The organism is Amycolatopsis heterodermiae, from assembly GCF_034929455.1.
Classification (GTDB): Bacteria; Actinomycetota; Actinomycetes; order Mycobacteriales; family Pseudonocardiaceae; genus Amycolatopsis; species Amycolatopsis heterodermiae.
This window is the reverse complement of record NZ_JAYFSI010000006.1, coordinates 412,440-425,061: the sequence shown is the minus strand read 5'-3', so window position 1 is coordinate 425,061 and position 12,622 is coordinate 412,440. Positions and strand designations below refer to the sequence as shown.

Genomic DNA, 12,622 nt, shown 5'->3' with positions numbered 1-12,622 from the left:
GCGGGTCAGGCGATCCGCGCCGCCTCCCGCAGCTCGGTCTTCGAGAGCTTGCCGGTGCCCGTCTTGGGCAGGGCGGTCATGAAGAAGAACTCGTCGGGCAGCCACCACTTGGCGACCATCGGCGTGATGTGGGCCAGGAGCTCGTCCGCCGTGGCGGTGCCGCCCGCGCGCAGGGCGACGTAGGCGACGGGGCGTTCCATCCACCGCGGGTCCGGGCGGCCGATCACGGCGACCTCGACGACGTCGGGGTGCGAGGCGATGGCGCCCTCCAGCTCGACCGAGGAGATCCACTCGCCCCCGGACTTGATCAGGTCCTTGATCCGGTCCACGAGCCGCAGGTAGCCGTCGGCGTCGATGGTGGCCAGGTCGCCGGTGCGCAGCCAGCCGTCGGCGGTGAAGCTGTCGGGCGCGTCCACCCGGTAGTAGCCCCCGGCCACCCAGGGCCCCGCCACCTGCACCTCGCCGACGGCCCGGCCGTCGCGCGGCAGCTCCCGACCGGTTTCGACGTCGGCGATCCGGATGTTCACCAGCGGCAGCGGCTGGCCCTGGGCGGCTCGCACGGCCACCTGCTCCGCCTCGGTCGCGTCCTGGTGCTGGGTGCGCGTGCCGCCGATGACCCCGGTGGGGCTGATCTCGGTCATCCCCCAGGAGTGGGTGATGGGCAGGCCGATCGCGGCGCGGTAGGTCTCGGACAGCGCCGGGGCGACGGCGGAACCGCCGCTGAGCAGGACCCGCGCGGCCCCCAGGTCGTAGGCCCGTAGTTCGGGAGCCAGGCTCGTCCAGACCGTCGGCACCGCACCGGCGACGGTCACGCGCTCGGCCGCCATCAGCCGCAGCAGGTGAGCCGGCTCCGCGGACGCGCCGGGCAGCACCAGTGACGCGCCCGCCATCATCGCGCCGTACGGCAGGCCCCAGGCGTTGGCGTGGAACATCGGCACGATCGGCAGCACGACGTCGCTCTCGCGGAGGCCGACGAAGCCGGCCGCGAGCGTCCCCAGGGTGTGCAGGACCGTCGAGCGGTGGCTGTAGAGCACGCCTTTCGGCGGCCCGGTCGTGCCGGAGGTGTAGCAGAGCCCGGAGGCCAGGTTCTCGTCCGCGAGCGTGAACGCGTCCTCGAACGAGCCGGTGAACGGCTCGGCCCCGGCGATCAGCTCGTCGTAGTCCAGGATCCGGGGGTCCGACGGGATCTCTCCGCCGGTGCCGTCGTCCATGACCACCCAGTGCCGCACCGTCGGCAGCCGGCCGGCGCTCGGCCAGATCCGCGGCAGCAGCCCGCGGTCGACGAACACGACGTCGTCCTCGGCGTGGTTGACGATGTATTCGAGGTGCTCGGCCGAGAGCCGGATGTTGATCGAGTGCAGCACCCTCTTGGCGGCCGGCACCCCGAGGTAGACCTCCAGGTGGCGCCGGTTGTTGCCGGCGAAGGTGCCGACGCGGGCGCCGGCCGGGACGCCGTGGGCGTCCAGCGCGGTGGCGAGGCGCCGGGCGTGCTCCGCCACCTCGGCGTAGGTGAGCCGCCGGCCTTCGGCGGTGACGACGTACTTGTGCGCGTAGAGCCGTTCGGCGCGCTCCAGGACGTGGGCGACGGTGAGCGGGCGTGGCTGCATCAGCCCGTCCGTGGGACCGCGGGACTGCTCAGGCATGCGAGTCACCCTAGGAGCGGTCCCGTCCGGAGGAGAGGTCGGAAACTTCCACTCGTACCGGGTTTCCGGCGGCGGTTACCCACACCCGGCCGGGTCGTCAGCGGCGCCAGGTCCCGACGCCGTCGAGGAGCCGGTCGATGAGGTCGTCGGAGACCTCGGCCCGCTGCATGGCCGTGCGGTAGACGACCGGCCCGACCAGCATCGCCGGCAGCTCCGCCGGATCGACGCCGGTCGCCAGCTCACCGGAGTCGACCGCCGACCGGACCGCGGCCCGGATCCGGTCGCTGATCACCTGGTTCGACTCGTCGCGCCGCCGGGCGATCTCCGGGTCCCAGATCGCCGACTGCATCAGCGTGAGCGACAGGCCGGCCACGGCCGGGGGCATCAGCTCGTCGGCCAGCTGCCGGAGCTGGCGGTGCAGCCACGGGCGGACCGGCGTCGCGGGCTCCTTGAACAGGGGCAGGTCGGCGCCGGTCATGACGTCGAGGAGCAGCTGCTCGGGGCGCGGCCAGTGCCGGTAGACGGTGGCCCGGCCCACGCCGGCCTGCTGCGCGAGCCGCTGGTGGGTGACGGCGGCGGGTCCCTCGTCCGCCAGCAACCGCCGTGCCGCGACCAGGATCGCCTCCCGGCTGCGCGCCGCCCGCGGGTCCGTCGAGTAACTCACCGTCGCATGATACGAGCCGTGGTGACCGGACGCCGGTGACCGGCCGGGCCTCGCTGCCGCTGGTCCGGTGACCGCACAAGCGCGGCACGACCAGGCCGATCGCCGCGGCGACCCGGCGCGAGACCGGCCACGGCCCGCGAGCACGGCGACCTCACCGGCGTGGGCCATCGGCAAGATCACCACCGGGCGATCACTTGCCGAGCGCGGCCCGGATGGCGTCGCGGGCCCGGTCCATGATCGCCACCGGCGGGCCCAGCAGCAGGTTGGCCTTCGCGCTCTCCACGCCAGCGTGCGGCCGGGTCGGCGCCACCGCCTCGGCCAGCCGGACGGTCACCGCCATCGCCCGCAGCCGCTCCGGCGTGTGGTGCGCGCAGGAACGGGAACTCGTGCCGTTCCTCACGCTTCGCGTGCGCCAGCACGTCGTCGCGCAACCGGCCGAGCAGCGTGTCGAAGCCCTCGGCGTCGGGGCCCATCGACTGCAACGTCGTCAGCAGTTCCTTGGCCCGGTGCTCCTCGGGTGCTGTCGCTTCAGCAAAGCGATGACGTCGACCGAGGGATCGCCGTCTCCGGTCCAGGTACCGCGACCCCGGCCGCCAAACGAACGGGCCTCAGGAGCCGTGGTACTCGAGCCAGTCGAGGTTGATGGAGCCGGTGTCGCCCGCGGCGTAGGACAGCGTCACCACCGGGTCGCGGCCGGTCAGGAGGACGTCGGTGAAGGTCGCCGTGCCCCAGTCGTCCCAGCTGCCGGAGACCTTCGGGAAGCTCACCTGCCGGACCGCCCGGCCGTCCACCGACAGCGTCATCGTGCGCGTGTCGTTGTTGGCGTTCGCGTACCGCAGGGTGACCGCGCCGGTCGTGGCGCCGTCCGACGCGCGGTGCAGCGTGAACGACGACGCCGCGCCCTGGGCCCAGAGCCCGTCGAGGAACGCGCGGCCGGAGTAGCCGGTGTGGTTGACGTTCGTCTTGACCCCGCCGGTGTTGTACGCGTCTTCGGCTTCGAGGTGCCCGGGCGCGGGACAGCCGGCGACCGTGCCCGCGGTGTCGGCGCACCGGTCCTGGGCGTCGGGCACCCCGTCGCCGTCCCGGTCGCCGCCGGTCGCGCCGGTGAGGGTGATCTCGACGCGGTGCGAGCCGGTGAGCGTGGCCGGGACGGTGGTGCCGGGGACGGCGCGGCCGTCGAGGGTGAACGAGCCGATCGTGGTGCCCGACCCGTGCAGCGCGATCGTCAGGTCCGCCGCGCGGTACCGCAGGTTCCGCAGGGTGACGTCACCCCAGCCCGCGGGCAGGTCCGGCGCGAACGCCAGGCCGCCGTTGGTGAAGGTCAGCCCGAACAGTCCACTGTGGACCATGTCGAGGAACGCGGTGGCCGACCAGGTCTGGTCGGGCTGGGAGCCCCAGTGGAACTTCACCGTGTCGCCCAGCCGCTGGTAACCGCCGTCGACGACGCCGGTGTCCCCGTTGTAGATCTCCCAGAACCCGCTGTTGCCGGTGGCGAGCTTGGCCAGGCGCGCGGTTTCCGCGGCGAACCCGTTCTGGTCGCCCTGCCGGGCCAGTGCCTTGGCCCACAGGCCCTGCACGAGCGGCCAGACGATCCCGTTGTGCCGCCCGGGCTGGGCGGCGGAATACCGGTCCCAGTGCGGGTACGTGTCGGGCATGCCCCAGGTCATCTCGCGGGCGTGCGCGACGATCGACCGGGCCTGGGCCGGGTCGGCGACACCGAACAGGATCGCGAACGCCAGCCCGGTGCCCTCCTGGTAGGCGCCTCGCGTGCCGTCGGCGAGCAGCTGGTAGTCGTACAGGCCGGTCGCGCGGTTCCAGAAGTGGTTGTTGATGGCCGTTTTCAGCGCCGCGGCCTTGGTGCGGAGACCGGCGACCTCGGCGGCGGGACGTCCGAGCCGCTCGGCCATGTTCGCCGCGTTGACGTAGGCGGCGTAGTAGACCTCGTTGGTGCTCAGGTACATCCCGCTCGCGACGCCCGGCCACGGCGAGCTGCCCGTGCTCACCGACTCGGTCGCGTCGGCGGGCGGCGCGGGGTAGCCGGCGATGCCGTCGTTGAAGAACGACGGGCCGGTGAACAGCCCGTACGCCGGGTTGAAGCCCGCCGTGGTGGCGTGTTCCCGGATGGTCAGGGTGTTCCCCGCCGCGCGGTAGGCGTTGTCGAGGAACGCCCGGTCGCCCGTGACCAGGAAGTGGTTCCACGCGGCGCTCACCCAGACGACCTGGTCCCACTGCTGGTCGTCCTGCTGCACCCGCAGGGCGCCGGCGGCGTCCTTGTCGACGACCGCCCAGAGCGTGTTCTTCGCCAGGGCCGGGGAGAGCAGGCTCGTCGCGTTCCAGCTGTTGATCGACGCGTCACGGGTCCAGGGCTGGTCGTACCCGCCGCCGGCGCGGACGATGCCGACGGCCGGGTCGAGCAGGCCGCTCTTGTCGTAGCGGGCGTCGTAGCCGATGGTGTTGGTACGCAGCAGGTTGTCCAGCGCGGCCGCGTAGGCGGTGCCGAACAGCGCTTGGCTACCGGGGTTGGCGAACTCGAGCGACGGTGTCGCGGCCGCCGCCGTGGCCGGAGCGGCACCGGCGACGTTGCCGCACGCGGTCGTCAACGCCAGGAGCACGAGAGCGATGCGCCGACCGGCCGTACGTGTGTGCCTCATGCCGTGCACCTTCCCCGGTGCCGGGCCCGCCGGACCGAAAGCCCATTGCACCACGGAATCCCGCCCGTGCGGAGAGCAGGCGAAGATCCTGTCCGCTCTTGTCAGTGACTAACTCACTGGCCGTCGATCAGCTCCGCGAACCGCTCGGGGCTGACGTTGCCGCCGCTGATGATCACGCCGACCCGGCCCGGCGCCGTGACCTGCCCGCCGATCAGCGCGGCGATGCCCGTCGCGCCACTGGGTTCGGCGACGAGCTTCAGGCGCTCGAACAGGAACCGCATCGCCTCGCGGATGGCGTCGTCGCTGACCAGCGCGATCTCGTCGACCAGGTGCCGGTTGATGGAGAAGGTGAGCTCACCGGGGATTTCGGCGGCCTGGCCGTCGGCGATGGTGCGGGGCACGGGGATCGCGACGCGTTCCCCGGCGGCCAGGGACCGCTTCGTGTCGTCGCCCGCGGCGGGTTCGACGCCGACGACTCGGATACCGGGCTGCAGCGCCTTCGCGGCCGTCGAACTGCCCGCGATCAGGCCACCGCCGCCGACCGGGACGACCAGGGTGTCCAGCGTTCCCGCTTCCTCCAGCAGTTCCAGGGCCGCGGTGCCCTGGCCGGCGATGACGTGGGGGTGCTCGTAGGGCGGGATGAGCGCGAGCCCGCGCTCGGCGGCCAGTGCCTGGCCGATCGCGACCCGGTCGCCGGTGTAGCGGTCGTAGGTGACGATCTCGGCGCCGTATCCGCGCGTCGCGTCCACTTTGGACTTCGGGGTGTCCTCCGGGACCAGGATCACCGCGCTGCTCCCGAGTTCGCGCGCGGCGAGCGCGACGGCCTGGGCGTGGTTGCCCGAAGAGTAGGCGGCGACGCCCTTGGCCAGCTGCTCCGGCGCGAGCCGGGAGACGGCGTTGTACGCGCCGCGGAACTTGAAGGCGCCGATGCGCTGCAGGTTCTCGCACTTGATCAGGACTTCGGCGCCGACGAGGTCGTCGAGGGTGCGGGAGCGCACCACCGGCGTCCGGTGCGCGACGCCGGCCAGGCGGGCGGCGGCGTCGCGGATGTCTTCGAGGGTCACGGTCATGGTGCTCCTTGGGCGCGGATGTCGGAGAGGTAGTTGTAGGCGGAGGCACGGGAGATCCCGATGCGGGCGGCGACCTGCGGGACCGCGCGCCGCACGGCGAAGACCCCGCGGTCCTGCAGGCTGCGGAACAGGTCGAGCCGTTCGTCGCGGCTGAGCGCGGTCCACGGTTTGTTCAGGCGCAGCTGGTGCTCGTCGACGATCGCGTCGATCACGGCCTCGACGTCGTCACCGAAGGTGGTCGTCGGCGTTTCGGTGGTCGTGCCGACGTCGGCCAGCTCGCCGACCAGGGTGCGCAGCTGCCCCAGCGCGGTGACGTCGAGGTTCACGCACAGCGCGCCGAACACCGAGCCGCCGCTGTCGCGGACCAGCATCGTCGACGACTTCACCAGTTTCCCGGAAGCTGTGCGGGTGACGTAGTTCAGCTGGTCCTCGGCCGCGTCACCGCGGGCGAGCAGACCCATGCCGATCTCGCTCATCGACCCGCCGACGGTGCGTTCGGTGACCGAGCCGGCGATCGCGACGACGGAGGCGTCCGGCTGCCGGAAGTCGTGCACGACGACCTCGCAGAACGAGCCGAGCGTCGCGGCGATGCCGTCGGCGACCGGGGCGAGCGCGGCGAGAATCGCGTCCTGCTCAGACATCGCGCGCCAGCGCTTCGACCTCGACGGCGGCACCGTAAGGCAGCGACGCCACCCCGACGCAGGTGCGCGCGGGCCGGGGTTCGGCGAAGAACCGCTCGTAGACCGTGTTGAGGCCGGGGCGATCGGCGATGTCGGTCAGGTAGGCCACGACCTTGACCACGTCGGACCGGCTCGCGCCCACGGATTTCAGTGCGGCGTCGAGGTTGTCGAAGGCCTGCGCGCATTCGGCGTCGAACCCGCCCGGCACCAGCTCGCCGGCGTCGGTCACGCCGAGCCGCCCGGACACGGAGACCAGATCGCCACTGCGGAAGGCGGCGGGGTAAGGGTGCTCGCTCGTCATGGACTTACTGTATATCGGCTGGACGAATCGTCCAGATGGCGTGCGTCACCCCCTCGGCCGATCAGCTCCTTACTGGAGCGGCCGCCTCACTGGAGTACTAGCCGACACACAACCTTCTCAGCCAGCCGCCGGAGTTCGCTGGCCGCCGCTACTCGTACCAGCCCAGCCAGCCGCCCGAATTCATCCGCCACCGCAGGTGCGGCGGTGCCGAACCCGCCGCGCGAGGTCATTGAACGGGAGCACCAGCCGGTTCAGCCGCCACCGCGGGCGAGGCATTGCTGAGCCTGCGGTGTGCGGCAACGTCACCGCGGTCCTAACTGTTCGCACCGGCCCCCAGTTGCTCGGCCAGCCGCTCCAACTCGGCTGCCACTGCGGGCGAGGCGTTGCTGAGTCCACTGTGGACAGCCGTCGGGCTCCGCAGGAAACGCCGGACCACCGCCACCAGCAGCGGCTCCGGTAGCACCTGCAACGCGACGAAGCCGCGAGGGACCGGCGGTCCCGGCATCGCGGCCAGGTAGTGGCGTACGCGGCGGATCATGGTGCGGATCGCGGCTGGGTCGGCGGACAGCGGAAGCGGGCCGCCCGCGGTCTGGGAGGCTTGCTCCAGGGGTACCGCGAACGCGGCGTGCGTGTGGTGCCAGGCTTCCATGCGCGGCTCGGCCTTGGCGTTGATGCCTGCGGCGCGGAACGTCCGCACGATCCGGTCCAGTCGCGGCGTGGTGCGGCCGCCGGGTTCGCCGATCGGCATGGGGAAGCGGCGGGTCAGCAGGCTTGGCACGCGGTAGCGGACCACGTCGCCGTCCATCGTGCCGCCCGCGGTGGGGGCGCCGAGCAGCACTCGGCCGGGGCCGAGCACCGCGGTCAGCGGCTCCGTGCCGCCGGCCCAGCTGAGCAGGAACAGTACGTCGCCGCGGACTGCGGTGAGGGCCTCGAGCGCCGCGTCCACCTGGTGGGCGCGGACCATGACGGCGATCAGGTCGTACCCGCCGTCCGGGTGCTCGACCACCGGCACCGGCACCCGCCTGACCTCCGGGCTGTCCCCCTCGGCGAGCAGCACGCCGCCGTGCCGGCGCAGGGCGGCCAGCCGCTCGCCCCGGGCGAGGAGCGCGACCTCGTGCCCGGCCTCGTGCAGCCGGACGGCGAACTGGCTTCCGAGCACCCCGGCGCCGTAGACCAGCAGTTTCATGGTGACCCCATCCGTCATTCATACGTTCGTTTGAATCATACGCCTGTACGATACGCCCGTGACGCCACCGGACACCCGCACCCAGCTCCTCGACGCGGCGGAGCACCTCTTCGCCGAGCGCGGCTTCCACGGCGCCTCCATCCGCGCGATCACCGACCTCGCCGGCGCGAACCTGGCCGCCGTCGGGTACCACTTCGGCTCGAAGGCGCAGCTGCTGACCGCCGTCGTCCTCCGGGTGGTCGAGCCGATCAACGCCGCGCAGTCCGCCGGGCTCGACAAGCTGCTCGCCCGGACGCCGGACCCCGAGGTCACCGAGCTGGTCGAGGCGTTCGCCGGGCCGCTGTTCGACGAGATGGCGACGGCCGACGAGGGCGGCGCGCGGAAGTCCCGGCTGATCATGCGCATCCTCGGCGACCCGGCCGAGGAGATGCGCGAGTGGCCCGGCCCGGCCGAGGACACGGTCCGCGACCGCTACCTGGCGGCCTTCGCGCACGCGCTGCCCGCCCTTTCCGCGAACGAGCTGTGGTTCCGGATCCGCGGGATCCTCGCGGTGGCGGCCGTGGACCGGGTCGACGTCCACAATGGACAGCCGCCGCCCGGCCGATCTTCGGCCGCGGCCCGGCGCTGGGCGATCACGTTCCTGACGGCGGCGATGAGCGCACCCCCGACCGGGACCTGACGGCCCGGCACAGCAGACTCACTACGCCCGGGCCTCGACCGCCGGAGCCACCCAGGAGCCGTCCACCGGAATCCCCGCGGCCGCCGCGATCCGGTCCCGGGACTCCAGCACCCGCGCACGCAACGCCGGCAGGTCCACACCGAGCAGCCGCCCATCCCGCTTGACCGCTTTACCGGCGACGAAGACGCTGTCCACCAACCCGGGATGCCCCGCCGCGACGATCGAGCCCACCGCGTTGCTCACCGGGAAGATCGACGGGTCCTCGGCGTCGAGCAGGACCACGTCCGCGTCCTTGCCGACGGTGAGACTGCCCGTCCGGGCCTCGCGGCCGCACGCGCGGGCGCCGTCCAGCGTGGCGAACTCGAGGAAGTCCCGCGCGGTCAAGCCGCCGTCCACTCCGCGCTGCACGGCGAAGGCCGTACGCATCGCGCCGAACATGTCGCCGCCCGCGGACGGGCAGTTGTCGGCCGACAGGGACGGGCGGATCCCGGCGGCCAGCATGCGGCCGGTCTCGGGCCAGCCGAAGCCCATCTTCAGCTCGACGTCCGGGCTGATCGACACCGAACAGCCCGCGTCGGCCAGCATCGCCACCTGATCGCCGGACAGACCATTGCCGTGGACGATGGTCGTGCGGTCGTCGAGCAGCCCCCGCGCCCGCATCCCGGCGATCGGGCGGCGGCCGCCGGGCCAGCCGGCGGCGCCGTGCACGTGGACGCTCACCCGCAGCCCGAGTTCCCGCGCCAGCGCGACATCGGCGGCAGTGGTGTCCATTGTGGTCAGTTGCGGCCCGCGCAGGCCCAGCGCCATGTCGTCGCCGGGCACCAAAGACCGCACGCGCTCGATCTCGGACGCGTCTCCAACGCAGTAACAGAACACCGAATGACCGGGCGCCTCCCGCAACGCCTCGATCGCGGCGTCGGCGTTCTCCGGGCGCTCGGAGCAGTGGAACCAGTCGAGCAATGTCGTCACGCCCGAACCGACGGCCTCGATCCGGCCGAGCAGGTTGCCCAGGTACACGTCTTCGGGGCGGTAGTGCGGTTTGAGCACGCCGTGCATCGCGACGCGGTTCTGGTCGAACGTCCAGTCCGCGCCGAGGCCGCGGAACGCGGTCGGCCAGGTGTGCCGGTGGGTGTCGACGAACCCGGGCAGCACGATCTTGCCCGTGGCGTCGACGATCTCGGCGCCGTCCGCCTCGACCGCAGCGGCCACCGCGGCGATCCGGCCGTCCTCGATGAGCACGTCGCCCCGCGCGAGATCACCGATCGCCGGGTCCATGCTGACGACCGTGCCGCCCCGCAGCAGGGTTCTGGTGTGCAGCGTCATGAGATCCCCTCACTAGAAGTTGACGCGTCAACTCTAGGACCGTCGAGTTGATGCGTCAACTTCGGCTGGTTATGCTTCCGCCATGGCCGAGCCCCGCACGCTGGAACCCGAAGAGTGGGAGTTCTGGGACACCTGGATGCGGGCGCAGCGCCTGCTCGCCCGGGAGCTCGACCGCGGCCTGCAGGACGACTGCGGCATCTCGAAGGCCGAGTTCAGCGTGCTGGTCAGCCTGTGGCGGGCGCCCGGCCGGGAGCTGCGCGTCGGCGAGCTGGCCGACGCGCTCGACTGGGAGAAGAGCCGCGTCTCGCACATGCTGACCCGCATGGAGAACCGCGGCTTCGTGGAACGGACCTCGTCCGGCACCACCGGCCGCCGCACCGGGATCGGCCTGACCACCGAGGGCGGCCGGGTCGCGCGGGACGCCATCGCACACCACGCGGGCAACATCCGCCGCCTCTTCTTCGACTCGCTGACGCCCGACCACGCCGCGACCCTCCGGGCCTGGAGCGAGCAGCTGATCACCCGCGTCGAGGGCGGCGAAGTCCCTTAGACCTGGTCTCGAAACTCGGCGTGTCGCCAGGTGAACCAACGGCCCGCCCCTGGCTCCGCACCGCCCGCCGGTGGACCCGGCCCGACGGACCGGAGGTCTGTCAGAGAGACTGGGGGCCAGTGCCCGCCCTCTCGACCTGGAGTCTTTGATGCCGCAAGGAACCGTCCGCTGGTTCGACGCCGAACGGGGTTTCGGCTTCCTCGCGCCCGAGGACGGCTCGCCGGACGTGTTCGTGCACGCCTCCGAGATCGTCGGGGACGGCGGCGCGAAACTGCTCCGCGAGGGTCAGGCCGTCGTGTTCGAGGCCGGCGAGAACGACCGCGGGCCCGAGGCGCTGCGCGTTCGCGTCACCGCCGATGCGGCCACCGGCAGCACCGTGGGCCTGCTCGGCACCGTCACCTGGTACGAGCCGGGCAAGGGGTACGGCTTCGCGTCGCCGGACGGCGGCGGCGCCGATATCTTCGTGCACAGCTCCGCCATCGTGACCGGCGGCGTGGTCACCGAGGGACAGCGGGTGGCCTTCCTGATCGTCGACGGCGAGCGCGGCCCGCAGGCCGGGCACGTGATCCCGCTGGGAGCAGGGGCCGGCTCACCCGCTGCGGCCGGTATCGCGGACGGTGCCGACGGCACGGTGGCCTGGTACGACGAGGACAAGGGCTTCGGCTTCATCAACCCCGACTCCGGCGCCGGGGACGTCTTCGTTCACGCCCGGGCCCTGGCCGAGGGGCTGACGTGGCTCGCGGAGGGTGACCGCGTCGCCTACGAGGTGGCCAGTGGAGACAAGGGCCCGCAGGCCCGCGACGTGCACCTGGTCCGCGGCGCCGAGCCCCAGACGGCGCCGCAGCGGTCGGCACCTGCCGCGGCCGCAGGGCCGGCGGCGCGGGACGTGCCCGTACGAGGCGGCGAGGGCGTCGTCGCGCGCTACGACGACGACCGCGGCTTCGGCTTCATCACCCCGGACGCAGGCGGCGACGATCTCTTCGCCCACGCGTCCGTGATCATGGGGTCCGAGCCGCTGCAGAAGGGTGACCGGGTCCGGTACGCGGTGCGTCAGAGCGACCGGGGCCCGCAGGCCGACCGCATCGAACGCCTCTGACGAGGCGGCCCCACCGATGGCTGCTCACTTCCCCGGTGACGGGCCCCGTGCCGACCCGAGGACCTGCTCCGCGCTCGGAAGCTCACCAGTCACCCCCACCCGACGACACAGAGATCAGGGGTTCGATCAGTTCCCAGAGCCGGTCTTCGACCCGCTTCAGTTTTGAGACCAGGTCTTAACGCGACTTGGCCCGCAGGTGCAGCCGCTCCCCCTGCTTGCCGAACAGGCTGAGGATCTCCGCCGGGCGCCCGTCGACCGCGCCGAACCAGTGCGGCAGCCGCGTGTCGAACTCCGCCGCCTCGCCCGGGCCCAGCGTCATGTCGCGGTCGGCCAGGACCAGCCGCAGCCGCCCCGAGAGCACGTACAGCCACTCGTAACCCTCGTGGACCTGGGGATCCGGCTCCCCCGTCTCCGGTTCGAGGATCATCTTGAACGCCTGCGGCGCGCCCGGCTGGCGGGTCAGCGGCAGCACCGTCATCGTCGCGCCGTTGTGGCGCGGGATGCGGCGGGCCGTCAGGCGGACGCGCGGGTCGCCGACCTCCGGGGCGCCGACCAGCTCGTCCAGCGGGACCTGGTGCGCCTGCGCGATCGGCAGCAGCAGCTCCAGGCTCGGCTTCCGCTGTCCGGCCTCCAGGCGCGACAGCGTGCTCTTCGAGATGCCCGTCGCCTCCGACAGGTCGGCGAGAGTGACGCGCCGCTGCGTGCGCACCCGCTTGAGCCGGGGGCCGACCTCGGCCAGGGCCTGGTTGATCGCGTCCGTCATGCCCTCCAGGAAACCC

General features: G+C 72.5%; 13 protein-coding genes. 3 read left to right on the top strand and 10 right to left on the bottom strand.

Annotated features, from left to right (window positions below; genetic code table 11):
• Window positions 1-5: 5 nt before the first annotated feature.
• From VA596_RS26955 to VA596_RS26920, 8 genes are all read right to left on the bottom strand, one after another.
• Window positions 6-1,643 (bottom strand): long-chain fatty acid--CoA ligase, encoded by a 1,638-nt coding sequence (locus VA596_RS26955; RefSeq protein ID WP_323330948.1) that lies wholly within the window; start codon window positions 1,641-1,643, stop codon window positions 6-8.
• Between the two features lie 97 nt (window positions 1,644-1,740).
• On the bottom strand, window positions 1,741-2,307 hold the full coding sequence (locus VA596_RS26950; RefSeq protein WP_323330947.1) for a TetR/AcrR family transcriptional regulator: 567 nt from the start codon (window positions 2,305-2,307) through the stop codon (window positions 1,741-1,743).
• 190 nt (window positions 2,308-2,497) lie between these two features.
• Window positions 2,498-2,707, bottom strand: a complete 210-nt coding sequence (locus tag VA596_RS26945; protein ID WP_323330946.1) for a hypothetical protein — start codon at window positions 2,705-2,707, stop codon at window positions 2,498-2,500.
• Between the two features lie 208 nt (window positions 2,708-2,915).
• On the bottom strand, window positions 2,916-4,958 hold the full coding sequence (locus tag VA596_RS26940; protein ID WP_323330945.1) for an MGH1-like glycoside hydrolase domain-containing protein: 2,043 nt from the start codon (window positions 4,956-4,958) through the stop codon (window positions 2,916-2,918).
• A gap of 113 nt (window positions 4,959-5,071) precedes the next feature.
• The gene (locus VA596_RS26935; protein WP_323330944.1) at window positions 5,072-6,028 is read right to left on the bottom strand and encodes a pyridoxal-phosphate dependent enzyme; all 957 of its coding nucleotides are present in this window, start codon (window positions 6,026-6,028) and stop codon (window positions 5,072-5,074) included.
• Window positions 6,025-6,669: a helix-turn-helix transcriptional regulator gene (locus VA596_RS26930; protein WP_323330943.1), complete on the bottom strand. Its 645-nt coding sequence runs from the start codon at window positions 6,667-6,669 to the stop codon at window positions 6,025-6,027. Before VA596_RS26930 ends, VA596_RS26935 begins: the two co-directional genes overlap by 4 nt.
• Complete coding sequence (locus VA596_RS26925; protein ID WP_323330942.1) at window positions 6,662-7,009, bottom strand: RidA family protein; 348 nt, start codon at window positions 7,007-7,009, stop codon at window positions 6,662-6,664. The genes VA596_RS26930 and VA596_RS26925 overlap by 8 nt, the downstream gene beginning before the upstream one ends.
• 313 nt (window positions 7,010-7,322) lie before the next feature.
• Entirely contained in the window at window positions 7,323-8,195 is an 873-nt protein-coding gene (locus VA596_RS26920) for a ketopantoate reductase family protein (RefSeq protein WP_323330941.1), read from the bottom strand.
• 58 nt (window positions 8,196-8,253) lie between these two features.
• On the opposite strand from VA596_RS26920, the gene VA596_RS26915 reads away from it, so the two are divergent.
• On the top strand, window positions 8,254-8,874 hold the full coding sequence (locus VA596_RS26915; RefSeq protein ID WP_323330940.1) for a TetR/AcrR family transcriptional regulator: 621 nt from the start codon (window positions 8,254-8,256) through the stop codon (window positions 8,872-8,874).
• 21 nt (window positions 8,875-8,895) lie between these two features.
• Here VA596_RS26915 and VA596_RS26910 read toward each other — a convergent pair whose 3' ends face one another.
• Entirely contained in the window at window positions 8,896-10,197 is a 1,302-nt protein-coding gene (locus VA596_RS26910) for an amidohydrolase family protein (RefSeq protein ID WP_323330939.1), read from the bottom strand.
• An 82-nt stretch (window positions 10,198-10,279) separates the two neighbouring features.
• Between VA596_RS26910 and VA596_RS26905 the strand changes: the two genes are divergently transcribed.
• Both VA596_RS26905 and VA596_RS26895 read left to right on the top strand, forming a co-directional pair.
• Complete coding sequence (locus VA596_RS26905; RefSeq protein WP_323330938.1) at window positions 10,280-10,747, top strand: MarR family winged helix-turn-helix transcriptional regulator; 468 nt, start codon at window positions 10,280-10,282, stop codon at window positions 10,745-10,747.
• Between the two features lie 148 nt (window positions 10,748-10,895).
• Entirely contained in the window at window positions 10,896-11,843 is a 948-nt protein-coding gene (locus tag VA596_RS26895; RefSeq protein WP_410171928.1) for a cold-shock protein, read from the top strand.
• Between the two features lie 175 nt (window positions 11,844-12,018).
• On the opposite strand, the gene VA596_RS26890 is transcribed toward VA596_RS26895, so the two are convergent.
• Window positions 12,019-12,606: a helix-turn-helix domain-containing protein gene (locus VA596_RS26890; RefSeq protein ID WP_247052756.1), complete on the bottom strand. Its 588-nt coding sequence runs from the start codon at window positions 12,604-12,606 to the stop codon at window positions 12,019-12,021.
• Window positions 12,607-12,622 lie beyond the last annotated feature (16 nt).

Coding starts and splice junctions, on each gene's coding strand:
- VA596_RS26925 (WP_323330942.1), bottom strand. CDS start 7,009: ATGACGAGCGAGCACCCTTACCCCGCCGCCTTCCGCAGTGGCGATCTG.
- VA596_RS26930 (WP_323330943.1), bottom strand. CDS start 6,669: ATGTCTGAGCAGGACGCGATTCTCGCCGCGCTCGCCCCGGTCGCCGAC.
- VA596_RS26935 (WP_323330944.1), bottom strand. CDS start 6,028: ATGACCGTGACCCTCGAAGACATCCGCGACGCCGCCGCCCGCCTGGCC.
- VA596_RS26910 (WP_323330939.1), bottom strand. CDS start 10,197: ATGACGCTGCACACCAGAACCCTGCTGCGGGGCGGCACGGTCGTCAGC.
- VA596_RS26890 (WP_247052756.1), bottom strand. CDS start 12,606: ATGACGGACGCGATCAACCAGGCCCTGGCCGAGGTCGGCCCCCGGCTC.
- VA596_RS26895 (WP_410171928.1), top strand. CDS start 10,896: ATGCCGCAAGGAACCGTCCGCTGGTTCGACGCCGAACGGGGTTTCGGC.
- VA596_RS26920 (WP_323330941.1), bottom strand. CDS start 8,195: ATGAAACTGCTGGTCTACGGCGCCGGGGTGCTCGGAAGCCAGTTCGCC.
- VA596_RS26955 (WP_323330948.1), bottom strand. CDS start 1,643: ATGCCTGAGCAGTCCCGCGGTCCCACGGACGGGCTGATGCAGCCACGC.
- VA596_RS26905 (WP_323330938.1), top strand. CDS start 10,280: ATGGCCGAGCCCCGCACGCTGGAACCCGAAGAGTGGGAGTTCTGGGAC.
- VA596_RS26940 (WP_323330945.1), bottom strand. CDS start 4,958: ATGAGGCACACACGTACGGCCGGTCGGCGCATCGCTCTCGTGCTCCTG.